24 protein-coding genes and 1 riboswitch are annotated in these 21937 nt (G+C 71.0%); of the genes, 7 read left to right on the forward strand and 17 right to left on the reverse strand.

Features of this window, described 5'->3' with window-relative positions:
- Positions 1-170: 170 nt before the first annotated feature.
- A complete protein-coding gene (locus tag H4687_RS03035) occupies positions 171-644 on the reverse strand; it encodes a hypothetical protein (protein ID WP_046920116.1) in 474 nt (157 codons plus the stop codon).
- A gap of 185 nt (positions 645-829) precedes the next feature.
- Here H4687_RS03035 and H4687_RS03040 point away from each other — a divergent pair, with 185 nt between their 5' ends.
- From H4687_RS03040 to H4687_RS03050, 3 genes are all read left to right on the forward strand, one after another.
- Positions 830-1594, forward strand: a complete 765-nt coding sequence (locus H4687_RS03040) for an IclR family transcriptional regulator (protein ID WP_233443528.1) — start codon at positions 830-832, stop codon at positions 1592-1594.
- Between the two features lie 163 nt (positions 1595-1757).
- The gene (locus tag H4687_RS03045) at positions 1758-2561 is read left to right on the forward strand and encodes an SDR family oxidoreductase (protein WP_046920114.1); all 804 of its coding nucleotides are present in this window, start codon (positions 1758-1760) and stop codon (positions 2559-2561) included.
- A 242-nt stretch (positions 2562-2803) separates the two neighbouring features.
- Positions 2804-3088 (forward strand): GlsB/YeaQ/YmgE family stress response membrane protein, encoded by a 285-nt coding sequence (locus H4687_RS03050; protein WP_005473800.1) that lies wholly within the window; start codon positions 2804-2806, stop codon positions 3086-3088.
- A 116-nt stretch (positions 3089-3204) separates the two neighbouring features.
- Here the strand turns inward: H4687_RS03050 and H4687_RS03055 are convergent, their stop codons facing one another.
- Positions 3205-3672: a membrane protein gene (locus H4687_RS03055; RefSeq protein WP_046920113.1), complete on the reverse strand. Its 468-nt coding sequence runs from the start codon at positions 3670-3672 to the stop codon at positions 3205-3207.
- A 15-nt stretch (positions 3673-3687) separates the two neighbouring features.
- Here H4687_RS03055 and H4687_RS03060 point away from each other — a divergent pair, with 15 nt between their 5' ends.
- The 3 genes from H4687_RS03060 to H4687_RS03070 all read left to right on the forward strand — a co-directional run bounded on the left by H4687_RS03060 (position 3688) and on the right by H4687_RS03070 (position 5678).
- On the forward strand, positions 3688-4308 hold the full coding sequence (locus tag H4687_RS03060; RefSeq protein WP_046920112.1) for a helix-turn-helix transcriptional regulator: 621 nt from the start codon (positions 3688-3690) through the stop codon (positions 4306-4308).
- A 153-nt stretch (positions 4309-4461) separates the two neighbouring features.
- Positions 4462-5079, forward strand: a complete 618-nt coding sequence (locus tag H4687_RS03065; RefSeq protein WP_050398861.1) for an RNA polymerase sigma factor — start codon at positions 4462-4464, stop codon at positions 5077-5079.
- Complete coding sequence (locus H4687_RS03070; RefSeq protein WP_046920338.1) at positions 5076-5678, forward strand: hypothetical protein; 603 nt, start codon at positions 5076-5078, stop codon at positions 5676-5678. The genes H4687_RS03065 and H4687_RS03070 overlap by 4 nt, the downstream gene beginning before the upstream one ends.
- A 321-nt stretch (positions 5679-5999) precedes the next feature.
- On the opposite strand, the gene H4687_RS03075 is transcribed toward H4687_RS03070, so the two are convergent.
- The 12 genes from H4687_RS03075 to H4687_RS03130 all read right to left on the reverse strand — a co-directional run bounded on the left by H4687_RS03075 (position 6000) and on the right by H4687_RS03130 (position 17370).
- Positions 6000-6851 (reverse strand): ABC transporter permease, encoded by an 852-nt coding sequence (locus H4687_RS03075; protein ID WP_046920337.1) that lies wholly within the window; start codon positions 6849-6851, stop codon positions 6000-6002.
- 11 nt (positions 6852-6862) lie between these two features.
- The gene (locus H4687_RS03080; RefSeq protein ID WP_046920336.1) at positions 6863-7774 is read right to left on the reverse strand and encodes an ABC transporter ATP-binding protein; all 912 of its coding nucleotides are present in this window, start codon (positions 7772-7774) and stop codon (positions 6863-6865) included.
- Positions 7771-8124, reverse strand: a complete 354-nt coding sequence (locus tag H4687_RS03085) for a transcriptional regulator (RefSeq protein ID WP_046920335.1) — start codon at positions 8122-8124, stop codon at positions 7771-7773. The genes H4687_RS03080 and H4687_RS03085 overlap by 4 nt, the downstream gene beginning before the upstream one ends.
- The gene (locus H4687_RS03090) at positions 8121-8630 is read right to left on the reverse strand and encodes a hypothetical protein (protein WP_046920334.1); all 510 of its coding nucleotides are present in this window, start codon (positions 8628-8630) and stop codon (positions 8121-8123) included. Before H4687_RS03090 ends, H4687_RS03085 begins: the two co-directional genes overlap by 4 nt.
- A gap of 185 nt (positions 8631-8815) precedes the next feature.
- Positions 8816-10318, reverse strand: coding sequence for a carboxylesterase/lipase family protein (locus tag H4687_RS03095; RefSeq protein WP_046920333.1), 1503 nt, complete (start codon positions 10316-10318; stop codon positions 8816-8818).
- An 83-nt stretch (positions 10319-10401) separates the two neighbouring features.
- Positions 10402-11250 carry an aminoglycoside 3-N-acetyltransferase gene (gene aac(3) / locus H4687_RS03100; RefSeq protein ID WP_063778582.1) on the reverse strand — a complete coding sequence of 283 codons (849 nt, stop codon included), beginning with the start codon at positions 11248-11250 and terminating at the stop codon, positions 10402-10404.
- Positions 11251-11387: 137 nt separating this feature from the next.
- Positions 11388-11792, reverse strand: coding sequence for a hypothetical protein (locus H4687_RS03105; protein ID WP_078907386.1), 405 nt, complete (start codon positions 11790-11792; stop codon positions 11388-11390).
- Positions 11773-12594, reverse strand: a complete 822-nt coding sequence (locus H4687_RS03110) for an ABC transporter ATP-binding protein (RefSeq protein WP_046919387.1) — start codon at positions 12592-12594, stop codon at positions 11773-11775. The genes H4687_RS03105 and H4687_RS03110 overlap by 20 nt, the downstream gene beginning before the upstream one ends.
- Positions 12591-13604, reverse strand: a complete 1014-nt coding sequence (locus tag H4687_RS03115; protein ID WP_046919388.1) for a FecCD family ABC transporter permease — start codon at positions 13602-13604, stop codon at positions 12591-12593. The genes H4687_RS03110 and H4687_RS03115 overlap by 4 nt, the downstream gene beginning before the upstream one ends.
- Positions 13601-14641 (reverse strand): ABC transporter substrate-binding protein, encoded by a 1041-nt coding sequence (locus H4687_RS03120; RefSeq protein ID WP_046919389.1) that lies wholly within the window; start codon positions 14639-14641, stop codon positions 13601-13603. Before H4687_RS03120 ends, H4687_RS03115 begins: the two co-directional genes overlap by 4 nt.
- A gap of 61 nt (positions 14642-14702) precedes the next feature.
- Positions 14703-14879, reverse strand: a riboswitch (cobalamin riboswitch).
- Between the two features lie 403 nt (positions 14880-15282).
- Positions 15283-15924, reverse strand: coding sequence for a superoxide dismutase (locus tag H4687_RS03125; protein WP_046919390.1), 642 nt, complete (start codon positions 15922-15924; stop codon positions 15283-15285).
- Between the two features lie 288 nt (positions 15925-16212).
- Positions 16213-17370 (reverse strand): Nickel transporter NicT, encoded by a 1158-nt coding sequence (locus tag H4687_RS03130; RefSeq protein WP_179860222.1) that lies wholly within the window; start codon positions 17368-17370, stop codon positions 16213-16215.
- Positions 17371-17988: 618 nt separating this feature from the next.
- On the opposite strand from H4687_RS03130, the gene H4687_RS03135 reads away from it, so the two are divergent.
- Entirely contained in the window at positions 17989-19272 is a 1284-nt protein-coding gene (locus tag H4687_RS03135; protein ID WP_046919391.1) for a MalY/PatB family protein, read from the forward strand.
- 44 nt (positions 19273-19316) lie between these two features.
- Here H4687_RS03135 and H4687_RS03140 read toward each other — a convergent pair whose 3' ends face one another.
- The 3 genes from H4687_RS03140 to H4687_RS03150 form a co-directional block, all read right to left on the reverse strand.
- Entirely contained in the window at positions 19317-20150 is an 834-nt protein-coding gene (locus H4687_RS03140; protein ID WP_046919392.1) for an alpha/beta fold hydrolase, read from the reverse strand.
- 213 nt (positions 20151-20363) lie between these two features.
- Positions 20364-20918 carry a TetR/AcrR family transcriptional regulator gene (locus tag H4687_RS03145; RefSeq protein WP_233443527.1) on the reverse strand — a complete coding sequence of 185 codons (555 nt, stop codon included), beginning with the start codon at positions 20916-20918 and terminating at the stop codon, positions 20364-20366.
- Positions 20915-21355 (reverse strand): ester cyclase, encoded by a 441-nt coding sequence (locus tag H4687_RS03150; RefSeq protein WP_046919393.1) that lies wholly within the window; start codon positions 21353-21355, stop codon positions 20915-20917. Before H4687_RS03150 ends, H4687_RS03145 begins: the two co-directional genes overlap by 4 nt.
- Positions 21356-21937 lie beyond the last annotated feature (582 nt).

Below are 21937 nucleotides of genomic sequence, written 5' to 3' on the forward strand. Positions count from 1 at the left end.
GCGGGAGGGGCGGGGCGGGGTGTGGGGGTGATCGGCACGGCATGGCTGTGGGGTGTGGCCGCTTTCGACGGATGAGAGGTGCGCGTCGGGGTGTGCGCGCAGGGTGGGAGCGGGCGCCCGGTGTGGGCGACGGCCCGGGGGTGAAGGGCCTTGCGGGGCTGAGGGGGAGGTCAGGCCCGGGCGACGAGGTCCAGCGGGGCGGAGAGTTCGATCACCGGGATCTCCCAGGGGTGGGCGTCGGCGAGGCGGGCGAGCACCCGCGCGAGGTCGTCGTCGTCCGCCTCGGCGTCGACGTAGGTGGTGACGGCGAGGGTCGAGGAGAGGAACCGTCCGCCTACCGACCCGAGGGACGGACGGGCTCCGGGCCGGACCGTGAAGCCCTCGGCACCGAAAGCCACTTCGAAGACATCTCCGTAGACGCCGAAGTCCCCGAGTTCGGGCGAGGCCTCCAGGACCCGCAGCAGCGAGGCGAAGGACGCGTCGGCGCGCAACGCTTCGAGGTCGCCCTCCGCGCACGCGGTCAGGGTCGACGTCTCGACCGGCCAGTACACCTTGACCGTCCGGACCGTCCGGCGTCGGACGGAGGCCGGTACGGCCTCCCGCTCCTCTCCGGTGACACCCGGTGTGATCGTCGTCGTGGCCATGCGCATCTGTCCCTCGGCGTTCGGCGGCGGCTGATGCGTGGATGTTAGGCCGTGCATTAAATGCACGACAAGATGCAGATGCTGCACAATTTCAGTTGGGTCGTACAGGCGGCGGTACAGTGCGCACCGACCGTCGCGGGGCCGGTACCCCGGCGACCACGCACGTCGGCATGGCGGAGGAGCACGTGGACTCAAGCGTGACCAGGGGCCTGGACGCCCTGTCGGCACTCGCCGACAGCACGACCGAGGGCCGGCGGCACGGCCCCGCCGCATCCGTCTCGGAGCTGGCCCGGCGGATGGGCCGCGACCGCAGCCAGGTGTCCCGCATGGTCACCGCCATGGCCGCGGAGGAGTTCGTGGTCCGCGACGACGTCTCGGGCGGCGTCGCACCGCACTGGCGGCTCTACGCGGCGGCACGCGATCTCACGGCGCACCGGCTGCGCACGGACGGGCTCACCGCCCTGGAGGGCATGGCCACCGAGACCGGCGAGAGCTGTTATCTCGGAGTCCTGGTCGGCGACACCACCGTGACCATCGCCGAACGGGTGCCTCCGGGCAGCCGACAGCTCGGCTCGTGGATCGGCCGCCCCTACCCCGCGTACTGCAGCGACTGTGGCCAGGCCCTGCTGAGCGACGCCGACGACGACGAGGTGGCCGCGGTCTTCGCCCGCACCGAGTTCGTCCGCCACGGCCCCCGCACACCCGCCGACCTCGACGACTTCCTGCGCCGGCTGGAGCTGACCCGGCGGCGCGGATACTCCGTCGTCGACGAGGAGGCCGAACCGGGCCTGTACTCGGTCGCCGTACCCGTACGCGACTTCACCGACGAGGTCGTCGCCGCCGTACAGGTCGTCGGACCGCGACGACGCCTGGAACCCAGGACCCAGGAGTGCGTGGCCGCCGCCCTGCGCTGGGGACGCCACCTGGAGACGGCCCTGCGCGGCGCCTGATCACACACCGCGGGCCGCCGACTCGACGGTGCAGCGGCTTTCGGCGGCGCCGCCGTCGGCCGTAGTACTGGTGGCATGCACTCCACCACGGGTACGCCGCAGGCGAGTTGCCGCAGGGAAATGTGATTGACGCTCCGGTGTGGGTCGTGAACGATCTCGGACCGTGACGACGAGCGAGGATCAGGATCAGCCCGCCCCCAGAGGGGCCACTCCGCCCGCCCGCCCGATCGCTCTGGTGACCGGCGTGGGTCGCACCGTCGGCATCGGTGCCGGCATCGCTCGCAGGCTGGCCGCGTCGGGCTGGGACATCGCCTTCACCTACTGGACCCCCTACGACGACCGCATGCCCTGGGGCAGGGAGCCCGGCGCGACGCAAGCGATCCGTCACATGCTGGCCCAGCACGGTGCGTCCACCGCCGCCGTCGAGGCGGATCTCGCCGACCCGTCCACCCCGGCACGCGTCTTCGACGAAGTCGAAGAACACCTCGGCAAGGTCACCGCGCTGGTCATGTGCCACTGCGAGTCGGTCGACTCCGGTCTCCTCGACACCACGGTCGAGAGTTTCGACCGGCACTTCGCCGTCAACGCGCGTGCCACGTGGCTGCTCATCCGCGAGTTCGGGAGCCGTTTCGCCTCCGCCCCGGGTACCGGCCGGATCGTCAGCCTCACCAGTGATCACACCGTCGGGAACCTGCCCTACGGGGCGAGCAAGGGAGCCCTGGACCGCATCACCCTGGCCGCGGCCCGGGAACTCGCCCACCTGGGCGTGACCGCCAACGCGATCAACCCCGGACCGGTCGACACCGGCTGGATGTCCGAGGAGATCCGGGATCACTGCATCCGCAGCACCCCGCTCGGCCGTGTGGGCACTCCGCAGGACACCGCGCACCTCGTGGACTTCCTGTGCTCCGGGGAGGGCGAGTGGATCAACGGTCAGCTGCTGATGAGCAACGGCGGCCTCGCCTAGCGACCGCAGGGGCGGCGGCATCAACGCCCCGGAACACCTCCCGACGCAGCCGTCCCACATTCGAACGGACACCTCGCTCGGGGCTGCGGGAAGGCCGGGCCGCGGCCTGATCGGCATGCCCATGGACCGCTCTCCGGCCCCTTCCCAGGCGGTGCGTCCGAGTCTCCGGCGCAGTCTGCAGTTTGGCTACGTGTTCCTTGGAAACACGTCTGGCGAATCGAACGCAAGGGAGAATCACTGCCATGGGCATCATCGCGTGGATAGCTATCGGTCTGCTCGCCGGGGCCATTGCCAAGGCGCTCATGCCGGGTAAAGACCCGGGCGGGATCATCGTCACCATGCTCATCGGTATCGCTGGAGGCCTTCTCGGCGGCTTCCTCGGCAAGGTGATCTTCGGAGTCGACTCGATCGACGGCTTCTTCGATCTGTCCACCTGGATCGCAGCCATCATCGGGTCCGTCATCCTCCTCGCGCTGTACCGGCTGTTCACGAACCGTGGACACCGGCGCGGGCACGCTCACGCCTGACGGTTCAAGGAGGCGTGACCAGAAGAACAGCCGCACGCAGTGAAGTAGCAGCGGAGTACGCGAGCGCCCCCGCCGACAGGCGGGGGCGCTCGCTGCCGTGTGGGCGAGTCGTGCGGTCACCCGACGTGGCCCGCGCCGGCTCCGTGCCGCCGTTCGCCGTGGTAGCGCGTCGCAAGGCGGGCGAGGGCGACAGCGGCGAGGAGGAGGCCGAAGTCGCGCAGCGTGATGTCGTAGTGGTCGGGGGTGGTCAGCAGGTTGACGATGACGCCGGTCAGCCAGGCCGCCACCAGCCAGGCTCCGAACCGGGGAGCGAGGGCCACGGCGATGCCTGCCACGATCTCGATCACGCCCACGGCGTACATGGCCGCCTGGGCACTGCCGGGTACGAGGTCGTCGATCCACGGCGCGAGGTAGGCGGGCCAGTCCACGAGCAGGTTGGCGAACTTGTCCAGTCCGAACAGGACCGGCGCCACCGTGAAGGCGGTCCGCAGGATCACGAACGCCTGATAGCCGGGATCGGCGAGCAGCGCACGCCGCGGAGTGGCGGACGTGGTGCGTGAGGTTAGGGAGGTTAGGGAGGACATGACGCCCCTCCTTCTATAGACGAGCCGACGCGCAGGAGGCTGTACGACCACGTGGTGCGCCGGCCCGGCCCCGTCAGCCGGGACGAAGCGGCCGCAGCGCTGGGTCTGGCGCGCCAGACCGCGGCCTTCCACCTCGACCGCCTGGCCGACGAGTCCCTGCTCGACGTCGTCTACGAGCGACGCAGCGGGCGGGCGGGACCGGGTGCGGGCCGGCCGGCGAAGCTCTACCGGCGGTCGACGACACAGATCGCGGTCAGCCTGCCGGACCGGCGCTACGAGCTCGCCGGGCGACTCCTCGCACAGTCCGTCGAGGAATCCGCGGCGACCGGCGAGCCGGTGCGGGAGGTGCTGCACCGCAAGGCCGACGAACTCGGCACGCAGCTGGGAGAGCCGGCCGGCGGAAGCCTCCTCGACCTGCTCGAACGGTACGGCTTCGAGCCGCGACACGAGGAAGGCGCCGTCGTGCTCGGCAACTGCCCCTTCCACGCCCTGGCCCGTGAGTACACCCAGACGGTGTGCGGCATGAACCTGCGTCTGCTGCGCGGTGCCCTGCACGGGCTGGGCGAGCGCGGGTATACGGCCTGCCTGTCGCCCGGCCCGGATCGGTGCTGTGTCCGGTTGGAGCCCGTCGACTGAGCGCCCCCCGCAGGGCAGGACAGGCCTGTTCCGCGTCGTACGCGTACGGCCGTTCTCGGTTGACGACGGCGGACGTTGTAAGGAATCCGGCTCAGCCGCACATCTCCCGGTTGACGGCCTGATGGCGGTCGCGACCGGAACCATGGAGGTGTTGTGACACGACGACGAGATACCGCCGATGAGCACGCGGACCCCGACGGGCACAGGGCACTGGAAGCCCTCTACACGGCTCACGCCGACCGGGTCCGCGCGTATCTCCTGCACCGCACGGACCGGGAGACGGCGCAGGACATCCTGTCGGAGACCTTCGTACTGGCCTGGCGCAAGTCCGACTCCGTGCCCGCCGACGCCCTGCCGTGGCTGCTCGCCTCGGCACGACGGCTGCTCGCCAACCGTGTGCGCTCGGATCAGCGCCACCGGGCACTGTCCGAGCGCATGGCGGCCATGGCCGACCGGGCAGGGGCGGCGGAGATCAGTGACGAGATCGGGACGCGTACCGAGGTGGCCGCCGCGCTGTCGGCACTGTCCGAGCAGGACCGGGAGACGCTGTTGCTGAGCGCCTGGTACGGCCTGACGGCCAGACAGGCGGCCGTGGTCATGGGCTGCAGCACCACCGCCTTCGCGGTGCGCCTGCACCGGGCCCGCAAACGCTTCAGTGCGGCGCTGACCCGCGCGGACCGGGCAGAACCCGTCCACGTCACTCACCCCCGCCCCCATCCCCACCCCCACCCCCACCCCCACCCGAGCTTCGCCGAGCAGGAGTCAGCATGAAGCGGACGGCCACCACCAAGCAGAGCCAGGCGCCCGACCTCGTTGCCATCCGCGCGCTGCGACCCGACGACGAGGAGTGGGCGACGTCCGCCGACGGCCGGGCCGCACTGCGGGACATCCTGCGGCGTACCGAACAGCCGCCCGCCCCGGTCGGTTTGAGGAGGCGTCGGCGTCTGGTCCTGGTGGGCGCCGCCACGGCCGCGCTCCTGGCAGGTGCCACGGCCACGGCCGTCGCCACTCTCGGGCCGTGGGACGAGAAAGGGCGCAACGTCATGTGCGCCCGCACCTTGTCGGCCGAGGCGGACCTGAGCCAGCTGCCGCTCAAGACCAAGTTCGATCCGCGGGACGCCGCCCGTTCCTGCGCGGCAGCCTGGAAGCGGATGTGGGGCGAGTCCGCAGCCGGCACGGGGCCGGGCACCGCCAAGCCGACACGGCTCGTGGCCTGCTACCACCCGAACGCGCAGCCCGACAACGGCGAGTCCTCGGACACCGGCGCCCCGGGCGCCCTCGGCGCCCCGGTGATCTACCCGGCGGACGGGCATCCCACGGACGAGGCGGCCTGCGCGGCCATCGGATCCAGGCCTGTCGTGGGCGGCTGAGAAACCCCGAGGTCGGTGGCCCGTGGGAGCCACGGGCCACTGACAGTCCGAGCCGCGGCCCAGGCGGCCTTCGGGCTGATCAGGTGCGTTCCTCGGTGGGAGCACATGATCGGCCGAGGGCCGCCTCAAGGCAGAGATCAGAGGCCGTAGCGTGCGTGGATCCTGCGCGAGACGCTGCGGTGCCTGCTGGAGGACATCCATCGCAGGATCCGCGCGCAGCCCACGGCTGCACCGGATGCGTCCTGAGGCGGGGCTCGGGCACCCGGCCGCCGTGTGGGTGCCGAGCGCCCGCTGGACGCGCTGCCCTCTTGCCCGGCTCGCCTACGCGGACAGCGCGCCGCTCTGTGCCGCTTTGTGGTGGCGCGCGGACAGGCGGGAGCCGGACTCGCGCCGGGCGGCGCGCCGCAGGAGGGGTACCGCGAGGAGGAAGCCGAGCACCGCCCAGGCTGTCAACACCAGCGCCACCATGGGCAGCTCCCAGGAACCTGCCGCTTCGGCCGACCGTGCCGCGTCGGGGAGCAGCGCCGAACGCAGGCCCTGTGCCATCCACTTGAGCGGAAAGACGGCGGCGACTTGCTGGACCGGCACGGGCAGCGAGGTGATCGGGAACACCGTTCCGGAGATGAGGAGGAGCCCCATCGTCGGCAGCATGATCAACGCCAGCGCCTCGCGGGGGTTGGGCAGTACGGCGCCGATGGCCGCGCCCAGGGGCACGACGGCGAGCAGCCCGAGCGTGGTGACCCACAGCAGTGTCAGCCAGTCGCCGGGCCCCCGGGGCAGCGGCCCGTCCACCAGCAGCGCCGCGGCCGCCAGGAGCAGGGCCAGGGTGCCGACCGCCACGACGACGACCAGCAGGCACTTGGCGACGAGGTAGGCAGGTATTCCGCCGGGCGTGGCGCGCAGCCGCAGCAGGGCACCCTCCTCCCGCTCGGTCACGAGTATCTGGGGCAGGTTGATCAGTCCGATCTGGAACAGCAGGTAGGCGGCGAAGCCCGCCAGCACCAGATGGGCCATCGGGGTACGGGTGCCGGGTACGTCGTCGCTGAGCCAGGCGGCGACGGCCAGCGCGACGACCACGTTGGTCAGGTGGCCGGACATCTCCTTGCCGTTGCGCAGGAGGTGACGCAGTTCGATGCCGCCGCGCTGGATCCCGGCTCGCCAACTGTGCGTCATGACTGTCCTGTTCACGCTGTCCGCGCCTCCTCGTCCGTGTGCTTGTCCCTGCCGTCGGCGTCCCGGTGCACCATGTGCAGGTAGGTGTCCTCCAGCGTCGGGCGGCGGACCTCCAGGCCGGCGATCGGGCTGTCCGCGTGCCGGTGGAGTTCCCAGACCAGCCGTGAGGGGTCCTCGGTGCGTTCGCGGCGCATCGTTCCGTCGTCGGCCGTCCAGCGGACCTCGGCCCGGGCGGCGGCCCGCCGGGCCAGTTCCGCGGGGGTGCCGCAGGCTCGGATCCGGCCGCCGACCAGCATGGCGATCCGGTCGGCCAGGCGCTCGGCCTCCACCAGGTCGTGGGTGGTGAGCAGGACGGTGACGCCGTCGTCGCGGGCCAGTCGTTCGACCAGGACATGGAACTCGTGCCGCGCCTGGGGGTCGAAGCCGGTGGTCGGCTCGTCCAGGAAGAGGAGTTCGGGGCGGCCGACGATGCCGAGCGCGACGTCCAGCCGTCGGCGCTGGCCGCCGGACAGCCGGTCCACCCGCCGGCCGGCCTGGTCGGTGAGGCCGACCAGGGCCAGCAGTTCGGCCGGGTCACGCGGGTCGGGGTAGTACGTGGCGAAGTGCGTCAGCAGCTCGGCGACCCGCCAGCGGCGGTGGTCGCGCCAGGACTGCAGGACCAGTCCGATCCTGCCGCGCCAGGCGTCGCCGCCGCGCTCCGGGTCCGTACCGAGGACGCTCACCTCGCCCGCGGAGCGGCGTCGGAAACCCTCCAGGATCTCGACGGTGGTGGTCTTCCCCGCGCCGTTGGGCCCGAGAAGCGCGAAGACCTCGCCGCGATGGATGTCCAGGTCGACACCGTGGAGGACGTCGACGTCGCCGTACGTCATCGTCACGCCGCGCGCATGGACGACGGGTTGGCCGGAGGTGGGCTTCGGCGTCATCGTCCTGCCCCCGAGGGGTGTCGCGGTGGTAGCGGTGATCCGGTCGACGCGGGAGGACCGGCGCTCTCGACGATCGCCCGGAGCGCCGCGACGTGCCCGTCGAAGGCGCCGCGTCCGCGGTCCGTCAGCCGTACCCTGGTGCGCCGTTTGCGTCCGCCGCCCTCTTTGTGGAGCTCCAGATATCCCGCCTCCTCCAGGGTGTGCAGTTGCTTGGAGAGCGCCGAGTCGCTGAGCGAGAGGCTGTCGCGGACGAACGCGAAGTCCGCCCATTCGGTGGCCGCGAGCAGCGCGACCACCGACAGCCGGGTGGCGGGGTGGATCAGTTCGTCGAAGCCGGAGGGCGTGCTCATCGGTCCTCCCCCGTGCCGGCCGCTCCCGCTTCTGCCACCTGTGCGCCGCTGCGCCGCGCCGACCTGGCCGCCCAGCGGCTAGTCGGCCCGACGAACAGCACGAACACCGTCGCCGAGATCGTCGCCTGGATCAGACTGGCCGGCATCGGCGCCAGCGCGTCGACCAGCCGACCGGACAGCAGGACCGTCCCACCGGTCACCACCGCCCCCGCGACGAAGGTGGCGAGCATCGGCCGGGTGCACCGGGTGTGGTGCAGGCGCACGCGGCTGCGGCGGTTGTGGAACACGGCCAGCGCGCTCAGCAGCGCCACGTACCCGGCGGCGGCCAGACCCACGCCCCATCCGGGCAGGTCGAATCCCAGACCGGCCAGGAAGAGCCACATGAGCATGGCCGTGGCCCAGGGGGTCCCCGAACTGCTCGCGGCGGACCGCTCGACCTCGTCGTACACCCGCTCCTGCGGCACACGGATGCGCTGCAGATCTCTCCATGCCTGTTCGGCGTCCATCGGCGTACGCACGTCCCCGACCCCTCCACTCCCCGCGTTACTTTCCTACCAGGAAAGTTATCTTCGACTTTCCTGTCAGGCAAGTCGGCGCTTCGTCTCGGTGCCGACCGACGTGCGCGAGGTCGTACGTCGGGGCACGGGGCCACAGATCTACGGTCTCCGCCCGGCGCCGAGGAGCTTCCAGGTCACGGGCGCAGGAGTGGAAAGTCGGCCTTGGCCCAGAGGGCACGGACACCGGCGGGTCCCACGTCGGCGGGGGTGTCCTCGGTGCTCCAGACTCTGTCCTGGGTGGAGCTGTCGACGGGTGGCCAGCCAGGATTCCCGGTGGCGGCGAAATCGGCCCACGCGCGCACCATGCGGCGTGAAAGTCCATGGTCCGCGGACGTGGGTGCACCGCCGATGAGGAAGGACACGCTGTCACCGTCGAGGTTGCCGAAGGCGAAGGGGATGTCCGCGCAGTGCCACGCCCGCACCACCGCGTTCGGTGGCCCGGCACGACGACGGTCGAAACGCGACAGGAACGCCCGGCCGCCTGCTCGGGCATGCTGCTCTGCGAGTCGGTTGCTGTACTCGCCGAACAGCAGATCGCCGAAGACGCTGAGATAGATGTCGAGCACCGGGGCCTGGGGCAGCGCGGCGCGGTAGCCGGCCACCAGGCCGTCGGGGAGGCCGAAGTCCTCGGCGAATCGCGCGAGCCGCGCATCCGTGGTGATCTTCGCGCAGCTGCCGACGGCGTCGAGCAGCCAGTACTCCTGCGTGGTGTGGCAGACCAGCAGGTCCACCCCCCGGGCCGCACCGGCTGCCATCCCGGTGAGGGGGTCGGTGGGCAGGACGTCGCCGTCGAGGACGGGCGCGTAGAGCACGGGGTCGTAGTGGCGGGATCCGGAGGCGGGGTCGCGACGATAGTCGTCGACCACCCTGTCGGAGGCGGCGACGAGCGCCAGCGCAGTCGCGGACGTCAGGCCTTCGGCCGTTGCGGGACAGCCCGCCGCCGCGGCGACCTCGCGGGTGGTCGCGGCGGCGATCTCGCGTGTGTAGCAGGGACTGGCGGCGCTGTGGGCGATGGCACGGTGGAACAGCCCGCGGGCACGATCCATCACCATCAGGCAGGCGACCGAGGCGGCTCCGGAGGACTGGCCGGCGACCGTGACGTTGCCCGGGTCGCCGCCGAAGGCGGCGATGTTCTCATGTACCCAGCGCAGGGCCGCGACCTGGTCGAGCAGGCCCCGGTTGTCCGGGTGGACCGGTCCTTCGGCTCGGGGGACATGGCCGAAGCCCTCGAAGCCGAGCCGGTAGTTGAGGGTGACCACGACCAGACCGGCGCGGGCCAGCGCCGTGCCGTCGAAGTCGGGTTGGGCGGAGGATCCGAAGGTGTAGGCGCCGCCGTGGATCCAGACCAGGACGGGCAGGTGGCCGCCCTCGGGTGCCGGCGTCCAGATGTTGACGGTGAGGATGTCCTCTTCGTCGGGCGACCACAGAGGCGCCCCGGGCAGCTGTGCCGACTGCGGGGCGATCGGGCCGTACTCCGTGCCCGCCCGCACACCGGCCCACGACGGTGCCGGAAGTGGTTCCCGGAACCGGCCCGCTCCGAACGGCGGGGCGGCATAGGGGACGCCCAGGACGGCGACGACATCGGCAGAGGCCCGAAAACCTTGCACCGAGCCGCCTTTCGTCCTGAAGGTGACCACGCGAAGACTTCCTCTCGCTGCTGCACACGGGAACGCCGGGGAACCGACACGAACACGGGGCCGGCCACGCGGGGGCCACGCCTCTACTCGCTCAGTCCGTCCTCGATCCAGGTGGTGGCGAAGTCGACGACCTGCGCGGCCTCGAACAGATGGCTCTCGGCGGCGCCGACCCTGCCTCGGCGACCGATTCCCGCAGCGAGCATGTCCTGGACGATGACGTCGAACGGCTCCCGTCCCTCGGCCACCGCGGAGGAGTAGTCGAAGGCGCCTTCTTCCGAGTCGATGTCGTGGAAGCGGCGCCAGACCCGTCGGCCGTCCACGAGGAGGGGCTGTTCGTAGTCCACGAACCGCTTGCCGGGGGCGTCGGCGAGCGCCTCGGCGTGGTGCAGGAGCGTCAGGGTGTCCAGAGGTGCTCCCAGCAGGAGTACCCGGCCGCCGCCGGCGGTCAACCGTGCCAGGGGGCTGCCGGGGCCGTGGGGGTCGTCCCAGGGATGGTCGGCCATCAGGTCGGTTGCCGCGGGCCCCAGGGCCGCGAAGCTGACATCCGGGTGGCGGCTGCGGATCGCTCCGGGCCGGCGGCGCAGCGCTTCGGGGAGCCGGCCGTTGCTGTGATCGGCTTCGCTGAAGTCCGGGTCGTAGACGGGGTGTTCCTCGCGCAGGGCATCCTGCCAGGCCTGCGGCCAGGTCACGAAGTCGTACGGCGGCGCGTCGTGCCAGCCGCAGGTCACCATCAAGGTCCCCTGCGGTCCCACCACGTCACGAAGGGCCTCGATGACCGTCTCCGGTCCGCCGGCCACGTAGCCGATGGCGGACATGCGGGTATGGAACATCACGAGATCGCCGTCGCCGAGGCCGAGTTCGGCCAGGTCATGGCTGATCCGGCTCCGGGTCACGGGACCGCCGGATCGCCTGAGCAGGTCCATTTCATCCACGCCCGCGAACCTATCCCCGCACTACGGCCTCCGGGCAACCGAATTGCCGTCGGGAGCTTCCGGAGGGGGGTGGGGTGCTGTGCGCGTGCGGTGGCGTCGATGCGGCGTGGCTGTCGGGGCGGGGCAGGGCGGGGGCTTCAGCGATCGCCATCACGCCGCGCCCTTCGGGGCGGGGTGAACACATACAGGTCAAGGATGTCGGGGCAGGGAGCGACACCCGGACCGCCGGCCTGTACCCAGGCGGCGATGTCCTCGGTGGCGTCGGAGTCGTTGACGAGGCCGAGCCAGACCGGGCGGGCTCCTGCCGCGCGTGCGGCGGTGGAGGGCTGGACGACGACGACGTTCGCGTGCTCGCAGACGTCGAGGCAGGCCGCGACGCGCACGGGGGCGTTCTCGGACAGCCGCTCGACCTGCCGGGTGTGATCGACTCCGGTGACCTTCGGGGTTCCGCAGCAGCAGTCCCGGCAGACCACGATGCGGCACGGCGCCGGTTCGGCCCGGCCGTGCTTCCTCTGTGCTGCTTCACGTCGCTGTCGAGGCATCGTTCGTCGTGCTCCTCTCGGGGGCGGATCCGCCCTGGGCCGTGGGGCGCAGGAAGCGGATCACGGGGTGGCCGGGGGCGTGGGTGACCTCGGCGCGGACGCCGTAGACCTCGTCGATGAGGCTCGGGGTCAGGACCTCGGTCGGCGTGCCCTGTGTGACGGCGCGGCCGTCGCGCAGGACGAGCAGGCGGTCGCAGTACATCGCGGCGAGGTTGAGGTCGTGCAGGGCGATCACGGTGGTGACCGGTAGGTCGGCGACCAGGTCCAGCAGGTCGAGTTGGTGCTGGATGTCGAGGTGGTTGGTCGGTTCGTCGAGCAGGAGTTCGCGGGGCTTCTGCGCCAGGGCGCGGGCGATCTGGGTGCGCTGGCGCTCGCCGCCGGACAGGGTGTGCCAGGACTGGTCGGACCGGTCGGTCAGTCCGGTGCGTGCCAGCGCCTCGGTGACGGCCTCCGCGTCGGCCACCGTGGGCGGTGTCCAGGCGCGGCGGTGCGGGATGCGGCCGAGGGCGACGACCTCGCGGACGGTCAGTTCGGTCTGGGTGTGGGCGTGTTGTTCGACGGTGGCGACGCGGCGGGCGATGGCACGGCGGCCGACCTCGGTGAGCGGGCGCCCGTCCAGGGTGACGACTCCGCCGGTCGGCGCGAGAACCCCGGCCAGCAGCCTGAGCAGCGTCGACTTTCCCGAACCGTTGGGGCCGAGCAGACCGACGGTCTCACCGGGGCGGAGGGCGAGGGTGACGCCGTCGACGACGACCTTGTCGCCGATGCGCCGCACGACACGGTTCGCGTGCAGGCTGGTCATGTCCTTCTCCGTCCGCGGTAGAGCACGGCCACGAACGCCGGTACCCCGATGAGGGACGTCAGTACGCCCACCGGGACCTCCTGGGGGTCGAGGACGGTTCGGGCGAGGGTGTCCACCCACACCAGGAAGACGGCTCCGGTCAGCGCCGTGACCGGCAGCAGACGGGCGTGGCCCGCGCCGGTGAGAGCGCGGGTGGCATGGGGCAGGACCAGGCCGACGAACCCGATCGCTCCGGCGCAGCTGACCAGGGCGGCGGTGAGCAGCGCGGTGGCGCAGAGCAGGATCAGCCGGGTACGGGCCACATGGACGCCCAGCGATGCCGCCGCCTCCTCACCGAACGCGAACGCGTCCAGGGTGCGGGCGTACGCGAGGCAGACCAGCAGGACCACGGCCAGGGCGACCGCGCAGAGCACCACCTGGCCCCAGTCGGCGCCGGTGAGCGAGCCGAGCAGCCAGAAGAGCACGCCACGGGTGGTCTCGGCGTCGGCGGAGGTCAGGACGATGAACGAGGTCAGGGCGGAGAAGAGTTGCATGACGGCGACCCCGGACAGGACGACGCGGTCGGTGCTGCCACCGAGGGTGTGGCTGAGCAGCAGCACCAGGGCGAAGGAGAGCAGCGCGCCGAGGAACGCCCCCGCCGACAGGGACACCACTCCCCCGCCCACGCCCAGGACGACGACGGCGACCGCTCCGGTGGAGGCGCCGGAGGAGACGCCGAGGACGAACGGGTCGGCGAGAGGGTTGCGCAGCAGGGACTGCATGACCGCCCCGCAGACCGCGAGTCCGGCCCCGCACACCGCGGCGAGCAGGGTGCGGGGCATGCGCAGGTTCCACACGATGCCGTCCCGTAGCGGCGCCAACGTGCCTTCGCCGAGGCCGAGATGGGCGGCGACGGAGGCCCAGACATCGCCGGCGGAGATGTCGGCGGGTCCGATCGTCACCGCGACGGCGACCGACGCGAGCAGCGCGGCGGAGCCGCCGCCGGTCAACAGCAGTGCGCGCAGGCTCACTTGACGAGCCCGAAGTCGCGCAGGCCGGCGGCGACCTTCTCGATCCCTTCGACGGTGCGGATGGAGGGGTTCATCGCCTGCCCGCTGAGCAGGACGTACCGCTTCTTCTTTACGGCGGTCAGGTTACGGGTGGCGGGGTTGGTCTCCAGGAAGCGGATCTTGGCCTTGGCCGTCTCGGCGGTCTGCTGCCTGCGGGTGAGGTCGCCGATCACGATGACGTCGGGGTCACGGTCGGCGACGGTCTCCCAGCCGATCTGGGGCCACTCGTCATGGGTGTCGGCGAAGGCGTTCTTCGCGCCGACGGCCCGGGTGATGGCACCGGGGGCACCGCAGCAGCCGGCGAGGTAGGGCGACTGGGAGTTGGCGAACCAGTACATGAGCGAGACGCCGGAGGCGTCCAGCCCTTCGGTCGCCTTGCGCACCCGCTCCTTCAGCTCGGCGACGAGCTTGTCGCCGCGGGCGTCGACGTCGAACGCGCGGGCCAGGTCGTGTATCTCGCCGTAGACGGCGTCCAGGGTGAGGGGCTTGCTGCGCGATCCGTCGCCGCCGCTGTCGTTGTCCTTGCCGGCCGAGCAGTCGGAGGGCGAGACGTACGTGGGCACGCCCAGCCTCTCGAACTGCTCGCGGGTGGCGACGCCGCCCTTGCCGAGGGTGGAGACGAACGAGGCGGTGACGAAGTCGGGTTCGGCGTCCAGGACCTTCTCGAAGGAGGGCGCGTTGTCGGCGAGCCGGGGCACGGACGCGTTGGCCTTGTCCAGGCCCTTCATGACCGGGTCGGTCCAGGTGGCGGTGCCTGCCAGCCGGTCGGCGAGGCCGAGGGCGAGCAGGATCTCCGTGGTGCCCTGATTGAGCGAGACGGCCCTCTGCGGTGCCGACGTCAGGGTGACCTTCCGGCCGCAGTTGTCGATGGTGCGCGGGTAGTCCGCGCCGGCGGACGGCTTGGTGTCCTCGGTGCCGCCTGCGGAACCGCCGCAGGCGGTGAGCAGCAGCGCGGGAGCAAGGAGGAAGGCGGCGGGACGGAGGGCGGTGCGGAGCACGGGCGTACCTCGGTGGTCGGGGCTCGTTCGCGGAGCCTGGCCTACGGACGTCCCTCCGCACACGGGTGCGGAGGTGCCAGCAGGTCTTCGGACTCGGGTTCGTCCGGACGAGGCGCCTTCCCGGTCTCCCAGTGGCATGCGTGCCCCGCCCGTCCCCCTCACCGCTGCGCGTCAGTTCCGGATTCGCACCGGATTCCCTGGCCTCGGATGTGGCTCGACTGGCTCCCCGAGGCTATCAAGATCGCCGCGTCGTCGGGTCGTGCGATCGGTCACGGGACTTGGGACACGGGACACGGGACACGGGACACGGGACGGAGGTGCTCACGTTCTGATGCAGCATGCCGTCGACCGCGAGGCGATCCGCAGCGCGCGCAGCACAGGGGTGCTGCGGTGCACCGGGGCCCGCTCGCACCTGCGGGTCGGCCGTGCACGCGCCGCCCATGGATACGCCCGCGAAGCCGGACCCGAGGCCCGCAGAGCAGGGTCCGGACCCGGACGGCGGGTCCAGCGGATGAAGAAGGGCCCTCGCAAGTCACGTCCTTGCGAGGGCCCTTCGCCTTGCCGCCTGCCCGGTGAAGGTTGAGAAGACGATCACGAGCAGGACGTCGGTGCGGACGCCGTCACGGTCACGGCGTCAGCGCTCAGGGGGTGAGCAGCAGGCTGTCGCCGCGCTCCTTGGCGGCGGCGTAGCGCCTCGCCACGTCCTGCCAGTTGACGACGGCCCACATGGCGTCGATGAAGTCGACCTTCTGGTTCTTGTACTGCAGGTAGAAGGCGTGCTCCCAGGCGTCGAAGACCAGGATCGGGGTGGAGCCCTGGCCGACGTTGCCCTGGTGGTCGTAGACCTGCTCCACGATCAGGCGACCGCTCAGCGGCTCGTAGGCGAGGACACCCCAGCCTGAACCCTGCGTGGTGGCCGACGCCTTCGTGAGCTGGGCCTTGAAGCCCGCGAAGGAGCCGAAGGACTCGGCGATGGCGTCGGCCAACTCGCCCAAGCCGTCCGCGGCCAGGGGCTCGCCACCGCCGTCGCCGGTCATGTTGTGCCAGTAGATGGAGTGCAGGATGTGGCCGGAGAGGTGGAAGGCCAGGTTCTTCTCCAGGCCGTTGATCGAGCCCCACTGCTCCTTGTCCCGCGCCTCCGCCAGCTGCTCCAGGGTGTCGTTCGCGCCCTTGACGTACGCCGCGTGGTGCTTGTCGTGGTGCAGCTCGACGATCTGCGGGTTGATGACCGGTTCGAGCGCCGCGTAGTCGTAGGGAAGCTCCGGGAGCGTGTAAACCGCCATGTCCAACGTCCTCCGCCAGATAATTGCCACTGGTATGCAGGTACACGCTAACAGCATTTGCAACTGATTGGTGATCAGACACAGGTCCTGGGACCACGGTCGCGTGGCGGACCCCGAGGACGTCTCGGTGCCGTGACGCCTGCACGGCCGCCGACAGGGCAGGACACGAGCGGCCGGAATGCCGGGGCCAGGGCCGGACTTCCCCACATCACCGCTGATGTACGGCCGGTGCGCGGGCCGCGCCGGCCGGAGCGGCGGGAAGCAGTCCGCCGGGAGCCCGGAAGGCTCCTACTCCGCGGAGGTGGGCGTGCGGGTCAGCCCTGAGGTCCACTTCTCCTCGATCCTGCCGACCTTCCACACCAGCAGGGCGATCACCCAGGTCGCGAAGAACAACCCGACGACGACGTATCCGATGATGTTGAGGTCCAGGCCGGAGACCCAGTCCCAGAACGGGCCGTGCAGCCCCGCCTCCCGCGCGAGCAGGCCCAGCAGTTCGACCGTGCCGACGAGGAGGGCGACGGCGACGGACAGGCCGGTGATGGTGAGGTTGTAGTAGACCTTGCGGACCGGCTTGGAGAAGGCCCAGCCGTAGGCGAAGTTCATGAAGGTGCCGTCGATCGTGTCCAGCAGGGACATGCCGGCCGCGAACAGGATCGGCAGGCACAGGATCGCGTACCAGGGCAGCCCGGAAGCGGCCCCCGACCCGGCGAGCACCAGCAGGGCGATCTCCGTGGCCGTGTCGAAGCCGAGGCCGAACAGGGCACCGAGCGGGTACATCTGCCAGGGCTTGGTGATCGACTTCATCACGCGGCCCAGGAGGCGGTTCATGAAGCCCCGGTTGTTCAGCCGCTCCTCCAGCGCGGCCTCGTCGAAGTGGCCGGAACGCATCTGCCGGAAGACCTTCCAGATCCCGGCCATGATCACCAAGTTGATGATCGCGATGACGTAGAGGAAGACCCCGGAGACCGTCGTACCGATCCAGCCGGTGACGCCGTGCAGGGCGGAGTCGTCGTTCTCGACCGGTCCGGACAGGGCCTTGACGCCGAGGGAGAGCAGGAAGGCGAGGGCGAAGACGATGGTGGAGTGGCCGAGCGAGAACCAGAAGCCGACCGAGAGCGGGCGCCGCCCGTCGTTCATCAGCTTGCGGGTGGTGTTGTCGATGGCCGCGATGTGGTCGGCGTCGAAGGCGTGCCGCATGCCGAGCGTGTAGGCGGTGACACCGATCCCGATCCCGAACGTCTTGGTGCCCAGGCTGTAGTGGTGCGGCGCGACGACGGCGACCAGCATGAACCAGCCGAGGACGTGCAGGGCCAGGATGAACGCCGCCATCCCGCCCAGGCTCGCCCACTCCTTGCGGGTCATCGACGCACGAAGGCGGCGCCACGAGAGTCCGCGCCCACCGGTGAGGGCGTCCGGACGGGCGGAGGAGTCGGGAGCGGTCGACATGGGAGCGTGAGCCTCACTCTCGGCGCGGCGAACTCGCGCGGTGAGCGGCTGTCCTCAGCCGCTCACCCAGGTTTCTGCGCATGAGTCGCAGGAACAAGGTTGATGCGGCAAAGCCCCCGTCAGGATTGCGTCAGCGGTCGGGAACGTGCCGGTCAAGCCCGGTCGCCGCCCCGCGCTCACCCGCACGCCCTCCGGTAGGCGGTTGTCGCCACTTCCGGGTTCGGGTACAGATCGAGAGCGCCTCACCGCGTGCCACTTCGCCCTCCGGCGCGACCGACGTCGAAGTCTCAACACCTCTGACCCACACAGCGGTTGCGAACAAGTGACCCATCCAGGCGCATCGCACGGTGAGGACGGCCACCGGGCGGCGCGCCGGGATCCGACCAAGGAGGCCCTTATTGCAACTACTGTGCAGTTACCTTTCCAACGCAAGGCAAGGCGATTGCGTTCAACGCCGACCGGACCTTCTGCGGTACGCGGGGTTCCGCGCCGCGCCGGGCACCTGTCGTCGCCTGCGATCCCGGGGCCTTCCGGGACCGAGGGCCGTCACGCGCGCCCGGCGCTCGGGGTGCTGTCCCTGCGCCTGGGCGCTTGCGTGGAGATCGAGTCGGCGGTCCAATGCTGAAGATGAATGCCGCTGATGGGCACGGCCCCGCAGACACCGGAGCCGAGGTCGCGAACCCTCTTGAGGTGCTGTCGCTCGAACAGCTCCGCGAGCGCAGGAGCATGAAGTGGCGCACCCACCCCGCTGACGTCCTGCCGCTGTGGGTGGCGGAGATGGACGTCCCGCTCGCCGAGGCGGTCGCCGACGCACTGCGCGAGGCCATCGCCTCGGGCGACACGGGGTATCCCGCGGGAACCGACTTCGCCGAATCGCTGGCCGGTTTCGCCGTACGGCGCTGGAACTGGGACGGCGTGGCGATCGACCGCTCCGCGCTGATCCCGGACGTGATGATGGGCGCGGTCCAGGTACTGCGGCTGATCACCGAGCCCGGCGACCCCGTCGTCGTCAACTCCCCCGCGTACGCGCCCTTCTACGCCTTCATCGCCCATGACGACCGCGTTGTCGTCGAAGCCCCACTGGGGCAGAACCTCCGTATCGACCTGGACACGCTCGAGGACACGTTCCGCCGGACCCGGGAGCGGAGCGGCAGCGGCGCGCTCGCGTACCTCCTCAGCAATCCGCACAACCCCACCGGCACGGTCCACACCTCCGAAGAGCTGTGCGCCGTGGCGGAGTTGGCCCGCCGGTACGGAGTTCGTGTCGTGGCCGACGAGATCCACGCGCCGCTCGTCCTTCCCGGTGCGACGTTCACGCCCTACCTGAGCGTGCCGGGCGCCGAGGACGCCTTCTCGCTCATGTCGGCGACCAAGGGCTGGAATCTCGCCGGAATCAAGGCCGCGCTCGCTCTCGCGGGACCGGAGGCGGCCGGTGATCTGCGGAGGATGCCCGAGGAGGTGCACCACGGCGCGAGCCACCTCGGCGTCATCGCCCACGCGGCGGCCTACCGTCACGGTGACAGGTGGCTCGACGCGTTGCTGGCAGGGCTCGACGCGAACCGCGCCCTGCTGGCCGACCTCGTCGCCGAACACCTGCCCGGGATCGGGTACACCGAGCCGGAGGGCACCTACCTGGCGTGGCTCGACTGCCGCTCCCTCGGCCTCGACGCCGAACAGGGCGCGACCGACCTCGCGGTCGTCACCGACCTGGCGGGCCCCGCACAGCTGTTTCTCGACCACGCCGGAGTCGCCCTGTCCTCGGGGCACATCTTCGGTACGGGAGGAGCCGGGCACGTCCGCCTGAACTTCGCCACCTCCCGGTCCATCCTCACCGAGGCGGTCACCCGCATGGGACGCGCCGCAGCCCTCCACCCGCGCTCCGACGATCATCCGCACGGATGACGACGTCCGCCCCGCGGCCGCACTGCGCGAGGCTCTCGCTCACGTCACTCATGTTCGTTGAGGTGCTCGATGATCAGGCGTGTGAGGGTCAGGGAAGCCTCCTCGGGGATCCAGTGACTCACGCCCTGCAGCTCGTGGAACGAGTAGGGGCCGTGCACCCATTTCTCCGTGGCATGAGCCGCGGTGGACCCGAGCGCGATGTCCTCGGTGCCCCAGACGTAGAGCGTGGGGACCTGCACCGGCCCGACGGCGGCATCGGGCCGGTCGGCGCGGTAGTAGTTCAGTGCCGCGCCGAGCGTGCCGGGCTCGGACAGACGTCGTACGTACGCCTCGACGTGACGGGCGGGAACCTTGCCCTGGTAGAGGGAACGCAGCAGTGCGGCGTCGTCGGCGAGAAAGCGGTCTTCCGTGCCGGGGCTGCGCCAGTCCTGCTGGTATCGGGAGCGACGCAGTTGGTCGTCGTCGGTGCGATGAGCCTCGCCCAGCGCACTCGGATGCGGCGTCGACACAGCGGTGAGCGTGCGGAGTCGGGCGGCGTGGCGGGCCGCGGTCCACCAGGCGACGGCGCCGCCCCAGTCGTGCCCGACGAGGTCGAAGCGGTTCCAGGCGAGCGCGTCCGCGATCGCCAGTACGTCCCCGACCAGCTCGCTCACCCCGTAGGCGTCGGCACGCATCGGGCGCACGCCGGGCGAGTAGCCGCGGGCGTCGGGGGCGACCGCACGGAAGCCCTGGTCGGCGAGCGCGCCCACCTGTTCCTCCCAGAGAACGGCCGTCTGGGGAAAGCCGTGCAGCAGCAGGACGGGGCGGCCGTCGGCGGGGCCCGCCGCTATCGCGTCGAAGGTGCCCGCGGCCGAGGGGATCCGCAGATGTTCTGTCATGGTGCCGTCCCTTACGGTGGAAGGTGGAGGCCCGGCTCACGACATCGCCACGTCGGGAGCGCGCGAGTGGCCCGTGTGTGGACCGAGCGCCTTCGAGAGAGTTCTGTCCGCGCGAAACAACGCGTGGGAGCCGGGTGTTGGGCGCGTCGGCGGAAGGGCGCACCATTTCGGCCCAGGAGCGCACCCGGCATCCCCGCCGGCCGGGCGCACACCTCACGGCCCGTGGGTGGGCGAGTCCGCAAGGCCGATGATCCAAGCGCCCCACTGCGCGTCGGCACGCCGATCGGGCAGGTCCAGCACTGTGGAGACCGTCAGGACAAGGCCGGTGGCCACGAAGGAACGCACCTGCATCGGATCGGCCCCCGTCAGTCGGGTAACCGTCTGCTGGAGGGCGAGCTGGCGTTGCCGTACCGACTCCTTGACCACCTCCTCGCCTGCCGCGGCATAGGCCTGCAACAGGACGGCGCCGACGGTGGGTTGGCTCTGCAGGAGGTGCCGATAGGCGTCGCCGAGCGCGCCCAGCGTGGGCTCGGCGCTCTCGAAGGTGGTCTCGATCCTGTCGTAGGCGGCGCGAACGACTTCCAGGAACAGGTCGAGCTTCGAGCCGAACATCTGCACGACTCGGGGGTGCGAGACCCCGACCCGTGCGGCGATGGCCTCGATACCCGCTCCCGACAGTCCCCGCAGGGCGAACTCCGCGTCTGCGGCCGCCATGATCTCGGCGCGCCGCACCGCCGCGGGCTTGCGCGTGCGGACCGGCTCGGTCACTTGGAGGTTTCCGCGCGACCGAGCTGACTCAGCACCAAGTGATTGTCGTACAGGCATCGGTAGGCATGGATCAGCCCGTCCTCGCCCAGTTCGAGGCGGTCGTCGCCATGGAATTCCACACGCCGGTCGGTGCCGGCGAGGGTCCCGGAGAAGCGCCAGGCGACCAGTACGGCCCGCCGCGTCACCTCCGCGTACAGCCCGATACGGGTGAACGCGTAGTCGGGGAAGGTGCGCGCCATGCGCGACACGAAGTCACGGATGCTGTCCGGGCCGTACGCCGTCTCCCCCAGCGCCGGCTCGTCGTAGACCAGGTCTTCCGCGCACAACGCCGCCACGGCGTCACTGTCGTGCTCGTTCCACGCCTTCTCCCATCGCTCGCAGAGCGCCTCGACGGCAGTGATGTCCGTCGCGGCCACGTCAGCCGGTGTCGTCGTCATACTTCTAACTTACAGGTAAGTAAGTAGTGGGAAAAGGTGTCGGCGAGGGATCTGCCGGAAGAGGCATCCGGCGGGCGTGGTCGGCAAGTGGGCAGCGCGAGCGGGCAGTGCGAGCACCGCTTCGGCGGCTGGCGGAGCGGTGGCGCAGAGGGCCACGAGGGCCGTCGGAGTTCGCGTCGTGCTCGTCGTTCCCGTCCGCCTCCGGCCGAGACCAAGGCCGAGGGGTGGAGGGGCCGGGCCTGTTCCGGTCCCAGGAGCCGGTGGCGGCGGCTCGGTCGCGGTTGACCCGGATCTCGTCGTGGTGATCGGCGGCCCAGGTGAGGGCGTACTCGCCCCGCGCCGGCACCTCCGCGTATGCGGTGCGGGTGATGGGGGCGTCCTCGTGCAGCCATCTTCCAGGCCATGCGCGAGCACGGTGTCGAGCGTGTGGTGGCGATGGGTACGCCGAGCATCACCGACCCGGCGGACGGCAGGGAAGCCAAGATCGGCCTCATGGTCACGGCCATACGGGAGTTCCAGCCCGTGGCCTACCACGCCATCGTGCTGGAGGTAGTACGCGGCGGTGTTGGCCCGTGGCAGGCG

The organism is Streptomyces stelliscabiei (assembly GCF_014873495.1).
In the GTDB taxonomy this organism is placed as follows: domain Bacteria; phylum Actinomycetota; class Actinomycetes; order Streptomycetales; family Streptomycetaceae; genus Streptomyces; species Streptomyces bottropensis.